Raw genomic sequence first — 8,120 nt, 5'->3', positions numbered from 1 at the left:
ACACAAAGAATCATTACTCAATCGTTAAAAAAGGATGTTGGCAAGTAGCTACATTTTTAACTGCCAAATCATACATTTCCTACTTGCCAAATACATTTACGAGCTTTTCCAATAATAAAAGCATCTCTTTTTCCTGCGAATGAACATCCATCTTTCGTTTCCCCTCTACGCTTGCTATATCTGTATCATATGCATGGTCTTCCTCTTATTTTCAGTGATTTCTGCCTATTTTGCAAGCAAAGAAGCAGGAGATAGGGATGCTGCTGCTAAGAAGAAGCTTGATATGGGTAGGAATTACCGCGTTTCTTCGCCTGGACGATAAGACGGTGAGAATGTGTCTGATCAGAACGCCGATAGATGCCTGAGCATGTGACAAGCTGCAAGCCGGCGTCATGATTAACGGTAAACACGTCCTCGACGGAGCCGGCCTCTTTCGGAAACGACAGAACCGCTTCGACCTGATAGGTTGAAACGAGGCCGCCCCCATCAACAAGATAGATGAGATCCCCCTTCTGTAATTGAGCAAGCTGATAAAACACAGCCGGCCCTTCGTAATCATCATAATGCCCAGCGAACACAGCACTGCCACGATCACCCGGCGTCACACCGTCTTTGTACCAGAAAACCTTTGAACCGTCTGGCGGCAGGGCTTCCATTTCCGTCCGGGTCAATCCTTCCACCTCGGCCTCAAGCGAGAGGGCGGGAATCTTTAGCAACAGCGGCTCACAGTAGGCCGCCTCTACTCCGCTCCCGGCATAAACGAAAAGAAAGACGAACGCGAGGATAGCCGTTTTCTGTTTCATTTACATCGTTGGCGAAGCGCCGCCCAGTCCCGTTTTCGGCAGCTCAGCCGGCAACGGCATATAATCAGTAAGCAAAATCACCGTTACCCCCTCTCCCGCGGCGTTTGCACCGACTGCCAAGGCCGTATAGACCGTATCTGGCTTTAATTCTGCTTCGACCAGTTCAAGTAGGGCGGCAGGCTCCTTTATTTGTAACGAATAAGAGCCGGGCGCCACTTCAAGATAAGAGGCTGTCGTTGGAAAAATCAGCTCAGGAAAGAGTACTTCGCCCTCAGTTGTCGTCACGGAAAGAGCCGGTGACAATGGTGAAAAATGAGCGACGCGAAGCTTTGTTTTGCCTGCCGAGGTTGTTTGGTCATCAACCAGCTTGGCGATGGACATCGCTTCAACCTCCCCGATTGCCGCCAATGTGTAATGATGACCGGCTTCCACCGTCACCTCATCTGTGACTAAGGCGGTATCCGTATCTCCTTCAGGGAAAATAGAAAGAGTATGCAGCCCCGGACTTAATGAGATATACTGCCCCGCTTCGGTGAAATCAAGCGCTTTTACGACTAACACTTTATCAAGATAAACATCGACCTTTGGCGCATCAGGTGTTGCATGGACGACTCGTGCCTGTGCCTCTGCTTCACTATTGGCATAGACAGGAGCGCCCACTGCCAGAACAAGCAGCAGCAAAACGACAACTCCAGCTTTTTTCATGATCTTCATCTCCTTCAAGGTACATTCTTTACTAGAATCCCCTTCGTAAAGTTTGAACTATTCAAAAACAGCACGAAAAAAACTGGAAGTATCAGCCAGCCATATCCGGGTGCCCGGTCCGTGTCGTCACATTCGCAGTGCAGGAAGCTGCTGATTTTTACAACAAAAAAAAAGAGAGCGATTCGACAAACGAATCGCTCGCAATGGGGGAGAGTAGAGAGAACATTTTGGAAGCTAGGTCAATGACCTTTCCTGATACTAATGTACACCACTGCTGACATCGTTTCAGCTTCTTTGGCATATCTTCTTACATATAAATTTCATTTATTTTGAAAAGACCCCTTCATCCCGGAAGCATCCCCAGCTAAGAACGCTGATAATCTGTGGTATACTTTCCTATAACGATAACCTACTGGAGGCATTGTCATGAGAGACCTATCTGAAATTGAAGCCAAGCTTGCTGGCAGATCAGCTAGCGTGCTCACTCAAAAAGGCAGTATGAATGCCGCTGTCATTTTGCCGCTCGTCTACGAAAATGGAGAATTGTCGATACTGTTTGAAGTTCGCGCCCATCATCTGAACAGCCAGCCGGGAGAAATTTGCTTTCCGGGCGGACGGATTGATTCGGATGATCCGACCCCGCAGCTGGCGGCGATTCGTGAAGTTACCGAAGAGCTCGGCCTTAAACGAGAGTACATTAAGCCTCTCGCGCCGCTCGATATCCTTGTCACGCCATTCCGCGGTATCATCTATCCATTTGCCGCTGTTTTGGAAAATATCGAAAGCATTACACCGAATCAGGCTGAGGTCGATCATATTTTTACCGTCCCTCTTTCCTTTTTGTATACATACGAGCCAAAACGGTATGAGATGAAGCTCCATTTTGAGCCGGATGAGCATTTTCCACTCGACCAGATTTCAAACAGCAGAACGTATGCGGCACGGACAAACACGCTAACTGAATTTTTTTATTACTATAAGCAATACGTCATTTGGGGTCTGACGGCGCGAATTTTGACCCACTTTCTTGATCTGACAAGGCCGGACTAATTTTCCTGCTTTTCCACCTGATCCTTTGGCAGAAGCAAAATAAAGAGAAAGCTGAGGACGGCGAGAACCACTAGCGCGAGAAAGACCGCGGCCAGACTGGAAGAGAGTCCCGTCTGAAGAAGGCTCTGCTCCCCCTGGCTGAGCAGGGCCCGTTCTTCTGCTTCAAGCAGGCGGTTAACCGCTTCGATTGACGGTTCAATCGAAAGGGCTTCTCCTTCTCGTTCAAGAAAAGCACGAAGGCGGCTGTTCAAAATGCCTCCTAATAATGCCACCCCGACAGCTCCGCCAAGCAGGCGCATAAATAAATTCATCGCCGTCGCTTCCCCTCTCGCCTTCCAATCTACACTGGACTGAATCGACACGACAAATGTCGTTGTCGAAAAACCGAGACCTGCCCCGAGCATAAACGAGCTAAAACCAGCCCACCACGGATTCGGCAGAAAAGCCGTCAGCAAATAATAGCCGAGCGCCCCTGCTAAAAGACCGAAACCACCAATTAAAGCCGTGACCCGAAAGCCGGTTTTCAGCATCATTTTCCCGGCAATTGTCGAGGCGATCGGCCAGCCAATTGACATCGCCGTCAACGTTAACCCGGCGATGAGCGGAGTTTGTGCAAGCACCCCCTGGACATACGTCGGCAAAAAGCTCGATACGGCCATCAGCATCGCCCCGGACGTGAAGGAAGCCAAATTGGCATACCGTATTTCCTTCTGCCGCCAAAGAGAGAAGGTGACGATTGGCGCAGTCACTCGGCGCTCATGATAGAAAAACCAGATCAGGCAGACAAGCGACAAACTGACGAGCAGGAGAAGCTCTGTTTTGGAAAGAATCATCGTCCCGTCGAATTGAACAAGAACGACCATCAGCGCGCTGATTGAAACGAGTAAGAGCGCCGCTCCGCCAAGGTCAAGCGACTGCTGTTTCTTTTCCACGCTTTCATGCAGAAAAAAGATCACAATCCCCATCGACACGATCCCGAAAGGCACGTTCATCCAGAACACCCATGACCAATTGACATACTCCATGAAAAAAGCACCGAGCAACGGGCCGATAATGGCCGACACGCCCCAAATGCTCGCCAAATAGCCCTGAATGCTGGCTCTCTCTTCCTTCGTATACATATCGCCAACAATTGTCGTCGCGATTGGCTGGACGGCCCCGGCTCCCAGCCCTTGTAAAACCCGGCTGATAATGAGCATTTCCATCGTAAAGGAAAATCCACAAAGCAGCGAACCAATTAAAAAAATAATGATCCCGATTGAAAAAATGAGCTTTCTTCCATAAAGATCGGCCAGCTTTCCATATAACGGAATCGCAACAACCTGCATTAAAAGATAGGAAGAAAAGACCCAGCTGTATAAAGAAAAGCCCCCCAGATCTGCGACAATCCCGGGCATCGCTGTTGCGACAATCGTTGCTTCCACAGCCGCCATAAACATCGCCAGCATGACAGCAGCCAGGACAAGCGGTCTATTTGTTCGCTTCTGTTTGTCCATTCCACACTCTCCCATTTTTACAGTTACTCTGACAAAGACTCTTTTGTCATTTTAATACAAATTGGCATTCCATCAAAGAAAACTTTTCGCTATCAAGCTGACCAAACGCTGAAACTATTTTCAAACCGGGATAGAAAAAAGGAAGGACCATACCCGGAGATCATTTATTTGAAGGCAAATAAAAAAGCCGCCCCTCATCTTATGAAGCAGCAGCCTGACAGATTTATGATTGTTGATCTTCCTGTAATTGCTTTTCAGCTTTCATCGCAATGCGGTGAAAGAAGGCGGCGAGCGCCAATGTAAGAAAAACAGCCGCAATGAACAGCTCCGGGTGATGCAAAGCGAGCCCTTGAGCCGGAACGAGCAGGCCGATAAAAAGAAACATGCTTAACGCTACTAAAATAAAGCCGAAGCGCTTATAATCTGCTACTTTATCTTTTAATGCTTTTTGCTGTTGATCCATCTCTGACTTCCCCCCATCCTCCTTCAATTCTATCATGAATCATCAGGAGGATCGCATGTAATCTCCGTTAATGGAGGGAGACGCTACCAGTTATTCAGCCAATGCCTCGACCATTAATAGCACCTGCTTCGCGGAATGGACGGAAGCTGTTTCCAGAAATTGATCATAGGACACTTTCGCATCGCTTCCGGCGATGTCAGACAGTGAGCGGATAATAACAAAAGGCATGTCGAATTGGTAGCAGACTTGAGCGATCGCTCCTGCTTCCATTTCCGCACAATAAGGATGATTGAAAATCTGCTTTAACTCCTCGACCCGCTGATGATCGCTCATAAACGAATCGCCGGATACGATCAAGCCTGTCACGGCATGAATGCCAACCTTTTCCGCCGCCTTTTGCGCCACTTCGACAAGCCTTTGATCCGGTGTGTAGTAAGCCGGCATTCCCGGCACCTGACCAAACTCGTAGCCAAAGACGGTCGCTTCCACGTCGTTGTAACGCACCTCAGTTGAAATAACAATATCGCCGACCTTCAATTGCTCATGAAAGCCGCCGGCTGATCCTGTATTAATAATGCATGTCGGTTCAAACAGTTGAATCAAAAGCGTCGTGCCAACCGCCGCATTCACTTTACCAATCCCTGATTTCAGCAGGACCACTTCTGTGCCGCCCAGCTTCCCTTGATGAAACTCACACCCGGCAATCGTTGTATCCTGACGATTATCCAGCTTTCCTTTGATTAATTCCACTTCTTCGTCCATCGCTCCAATAATCCCAATTCTCACGCGTAACACTCCTTATCCATATCATCAAACCTATTATACAGGTTTCATTTTCATTTGCACGCATCTTTGCTAAGATAATAAAGAAAAAACGCATAGCGAAAAAGGAGAATAGAGATGGCGATTCAATTAGACCGTATCGGAGACAAAATTGAATTCTATGAAGCTTTTGATCTGCCCACACTTGAAGCCTTGATAAACGACAAAATCGAACAGAACAAAGCGTTGCTGCTGCGTGTCCACTCCGTCCAGCACAGCGTCCATATTCATCCAAAAACGGAGAGGCCCGTCTACACGGCTGTAGTCCATTACAAAGAGCCTTAGAAAAAAGGTAACTATCAACCTTTTTTCTAAGGCCCAAAACAGGGCTTCCTTTCATTGCTTCTGTTCTTATCCTCTGCGGTATGGATTTTCGGCAAGCTGCTGCTTGTCAACCGGCATCCAGCCTCTTCCATCGACCCATTCAATAAACACTTCATACGGCTGTTCCTGCCTGTCCGGAGCACTGACGACGCCGCGCGCTCTCGTAGGGCTTCCTCCATTTTCAAGACGCCAAACGATCATATTTTCATCAAGACCTGTTGCATAGCGCAAAGCTCTCTCCATCTCATTCCAATTTGTGCTTCCTTGGGTAAAATCAGGAGCGAACTCACCTGTCTGCGATGTGCCGACCGGCTCCCATTCACCGTCCGGGACGGGTTCCAAATCGCGTTCTGCGTCGCTATCATTCTCTTGCTCATCTATCTCATTTTCCTGATCCACCGGCTCTCTTTCCTCTGCCGGTTCATCCGGCTGTTCTACAGGCTCAGCTGGATCGGTAATGGCTTCTCGCTCTGGTTCTTCCTCGACAGACTCCTCTTGGTCAAGTGCTGCTTCCTCAGAGGGAGATGATCCAAAAAAGATCTGTGCTCCAAATACAAGGATCAGAAGGACAACGACCCCAATCGCTATGTTTAGTATCCGATTGATTCGCTGCTTTTTGCGTTGCTCAAAACGATACCCTTGCATAACTCCACTCTCCTTTTCCTATCTCTCATCCGTATTATACAAGAACTTTCTCCAATTGGCGAGGTAGGCTTTACAACCATGTCTATTTAACCATGATGCCAATCCCCGGCCAACGGCTTACTTTTCTTGCGTCATTTTAGCGAAAAAAGGATGCATCAGCAGGCTTTGATCACCTTTTGATACATCCTCCCAGGGCGTCAGCGGATCCCTGTCTTAGTTATCGGTAAAGTCACTCGGCTCCAGCAGGTCAAATTCCTTTTTTAAGGCTTCATAATCCAACTCGAGCAGCTCGCAATACTTTTTTACATTTTCAAAGAAATTTGCCGTTTCTTCATCGACTACGAGATCGCGTTTGTAAGAATATAAATTGATCAGCTTATAAAGCTCACTGAAATAACTCACTCTTTCCACTTTACTCATCATCTCACCTCATTCTTTGCGACATTGTGTATGAATTCTATTATCGCATAAATTTGCCATGAAGAGAATGGGGATTACAGAGATACGTGGCCAACGCCGTCTTTAATCGTGATTTTCGTCCCGTAAGGCTCCGATAAACGCTGCAAATCATAGAGAACATCGAGATTGGCAGACAGCTTCGGCCAGCCGCGCTCATAGCGGGGCAATCCGAAACCGAGCTCAATCGGATGCAAACGTAAGCTTGTCAGCTTGCCATCCTCCATCTCCCAGAGCGGGACGACGGACTCCCAAACTTTTTTATTAACGCCAAGCCCTCTCGTTCCATTTGCGCTGCGGATATCAAGAGCGTCCGCGACCGTCGCTTCGCCTTCGATTCCATACTGTTCATAAAAGTCATGCGGCAAGGTTGCCACAGTGTCATTTTGAAAAATAAAATTGCCCAAGCTGTAGAAAATCGGACGATTTTTATAAATTTCAATCCCGCGGACGATATGAGGACCATGCCCAATGACGGCATGCGCTCCTTCATCGATACAGAGGCGGGCGAAGTCTTCGAGAAAATCAGGAGCCACTTCCTTGCGCCCCTCGCCCATTTCATGCGTATGGATGCTCATTAACACGTAGTCGGCCTGACGCTTTGCATTGGCGATCGCCGCTCTAATTCTTTTTACATCGCCTTCATGCAAATGACGTTTCATTCCTTCTTCTTCACTCAGTTCAAAGGAATAATCGCCGAATTTATATTGGGCGCCGGCCAGAGCGAAGCCTTCTTTGACGGCTAACTCATGCTCGGCATTAATGCCGGTCACAGCGGCTACCTGTTGAAGATGCTCCATATTTTTCTGATTTAAATAAAATGTCGTTTGATAGCGGAGTGGATTGACGCCCGGGCGTCCGAGGCTGTCTCCACGCTGCTTGCCCGCTCGCCAAAACTCGTGGAACGTGGAAGTGGCACCAATGATCGCGATTCTTCCGGCAGGGCTTTCCAAATATTTTGGAGCCGCCGCCGCATCAAGATGCTTGCCGACACCGGCATGAACGAAACCAGCCTCGTCCAAATAGCGTTCCGTTGCCTCAAGCCCGCCGTACAAATAATCCAATGTATGATTATTCGCCCATGTGACGCAGTTAAATTGATAATACTTCAAATCGCTTAGGACGGTGGGAGGCGCGATCGCCCATGTACCGCCGCTCATCGCTGAAGGGTAGCCTTCGTAATGATGGGTTGTCACTTCGAGATTCGTAAAGCGGCAGTCCGCCTCGCCGATTAACGACATTAAGTCTTGATCCTGTTCTTTTTCCGTCATTCTTCTCGTAATAAAACTGTCTCCGGTAGCTACAAAGCGCACTGTCGTCTGCTCCTTTTGTACATAATGATGAAAAGAGGTTGTC

General features: G+C 48.1%; 10 protein-coding genes. 2 read left to right on the top strand and 8 right to left on the bottom strand.

Annotation, left to right across the window (positions count from 1 at the left end; all coding sequences use genetic code 11):
* Nucleotides 1–266 precede the first annotated feature (266 nt).
* Together ABMB67_RS17805 and ABMB67_RS17800 are read right to left on the bottom strand one after the other, a co-directional pair.
* A complete protein-coding gene (locus ABMB67_RS17805) occupies nt 267–803 on the bottom strand; it encodes a class F sortase (RefSeq protein WP_354572910.1) in 537 nt (178 codons plus the stop codon).
* Nucleotides 804–1,508: a DUF4397 domain-containing protein gene (locus tag ABMB67_RS17800; RefSeq protein ID WP_354572909.1), complete on the bottom strand. Its 705-nt coding sequence runs from the start codon at nt 1,506–1,508 to the stop codon at nt 804–806.
* A gap of 426 nt (nt 1,509–1,934) precedes the next feature.
* Here ABMB67_RS17800 and ABMB67_RS17795 point away from each other — a divergent pair, with 426 nt between their 5' ends.
* Nucleotides 1,935–2,558 carry an NUDIX hydrolase gene (locus ABMB67_RS17795; protein ID WP_354572908.1) on the top strand — a complete coding sequence of 208 codons (624 nt, stop codon included), beginning with the start codon at nt 1,935–1,937 and terminating at the stop codon, nt 2,556–2,558.
* Here the strand turns inward: ABMB67_RS17795 and ABMB67_RS17790 are convergent.
* The 3 genes from ABMB67_RS17790 to mtnN form a co-directional block, all read right to left on the bottom strand.
* Nucleotides 2,555–4,054: an MDR family MFS transporter gene (locus ABMB67_RS17790; RefSeq protein ID WP_354572907.1), complete on the bottom strand. Its 1,500-nt coding sequence runs from the start codon at nt 4,052–4,054 to the stop codon at nt 2,555–2,557. The genes ABMB67_RS17795 and ABMB67_RS17790 overlap by 4 nt on opposite strands.
* A gap of 223 nt (nt 4,055–4,277) precedes the next feature.
* Entirely contained in the window at nt 4,278–4,517 is a 240-nt protein-coding gene (locus tag ABMB67_RS17785) for a YrhC family protein (protein WP_354572906.1), read from the bottom strand.
* Nucleotides 4,518–4,607: 90 nt separating this feature from the next.
* Entirely contained in the window at nt 4,608–5,303 is a 696-nt protein-coding gene (mtnN, locus tag ABMB67_RS17780; RefSeq protein WP_354572905.1) for a 5'-methylthioadenosine/S-adenosylhomocysteine nucleosidase, read from the bottom strand.
* Between the two features lie 114 nt (nt 5,304–5,417).
* Between mtnN and ABMB67_RS17775 the strand changes: the two genes are divergently transcribed.
* Nucleotides 5,418–5,624: a YrzA family protein gene (locus tag ABMB67_RS17775; protein WP_354572904.1), complete on the top strand. Its 207-nt coding sequence runs from the start codon at nt 5,418–5,420 to the stop codon at nt 5,622–5,624.
* 66 nt (nt 5,625–5,690) lie between these two features.
* Here ABMB67_RS17775 and ABMB67_RS17770 read toward each other — a convergent pair whose 3' ends face one another.
* The 3 genes from ABMB67_RS17770 to ABMB67_RS17760 all read right to left on the bottom strand — a co-directional run bounded on the left by ABMB67_RS17770 (nt 5,691) and on the right by ABMB67_RS17760 (nt 8,077).
* Complete coding sequence (locus tag ABMB67_RS17770) at nt 5,691–6,308, bottom strand: YrrS family protein (RefSeq protein ID WP_354572903.1); 618 nt, start codon at nt 6,306–6,308, stop codon at nt 5,691–5,693.
* 213 nt (nt 6,309–6,521) lie between these two features.
* Nucleotides 6,522–6,728 (bottom strand): hypothetical protein, encoded by a 207-nt coding sequence (locus tag ABMB67_RS17765; protein ID WP_251195037.1) that lies wholly within the window; start codon nt 6,726–6,728, stop codon nt 6,522–6,524.
* Between the two features lie 74 nt (nt 6,729–6,802).
* Nucleotides 6,803–8,077 (bottom strand): CapA family protein, encoded by a 1,275-nt coding sequence (locus ABMB67_RS17760; protein WP_354572902.1) that lies wholly within the window; start codon nt 8,075–8,077, stop codon nt 6,803–6,805.
* Nucleotides 8,078–8,120: the final 43 nt, after the last annotated feature.

This window comes from Halalkalibacter oceani (assembly GCF_040544555.1).
GTDB classification, from domain to species: Bacteria; Bacillota; Bacilli; order Bacillales; family Bacillaceae_D; genus Halalkalibacter; species Halalkalibacter oceani.
The sequence above is the reverse complement of the archived record's forward strand: the minus strand, read 5'-3'. Positions and strand labels throughout refer to the sequence as shown.

What these genes read in the sequence shown, in the direction of transcription:
- ABMB67_RS17805 (WP_354572910.1), bottom strand. Translation starts at nt 803, where the DNA reads ATGAAACAGAAAACGGCTATCCTCGCGTTCGTCTTTCTTTTCGTTTAT.
- ABMB67_RS17800 (WP_354572909.1), bottom strand. Translation starts at nt 1,508, where the DNA reads ATGAAAAAAGCTGGAGTTGTCGTTTTGCTGCTGCTTGTTCTGGCAGTG.
- ABMB67_RS17795 (WP_354572908.1), top strand. Translation starts at nt 1,935, where the DNA reads ATGAGAGACCTATCTGAAATTGAAGCCAAGCTTGCTGGCAGATCAGCT.
- ABMB67_RS17790 (WP_354572907.1), bottom strand. Translation starts at nt 4,054, where the DNA reads ATGGACAAACAGAAGCGAACAAATAGACCGCTTGTCCTGGCTGCTGTC.
- ABMB67_RS17785 (WP_354572906.1), bottom strand. Translation starts at nt 4,517, where the DNA reads ATGGATCAACAGCAAAAAGCATTAAAAGATAAAGTAGCAGATTATAAG.
- ABMB67_RS17775 (WP_354572904.1), top strand. Translation starts at nt 5,418, where the DNA reads ATGGCGATTCAATTAGACCGTATCGGAGACAAAATTGAATTCTATGAA.
- ABMB67_RS17770 (WP_354572903.1), bottom strand. Translation starts at nt 6,308, where the DNA reads ATGCAAGGGTATCGTTTTGAGCAACGCAAAAAGCAGCGAATCAATCGG.
- ABMB67_RS17765 (WP_251195037.1), bottom strand. Translation starts at nt 6,728, where the DNA reads ATGAGTAAAGTGGAAAGAGTGAGTTATTTCAGTGAGCTTTATAAGCTG.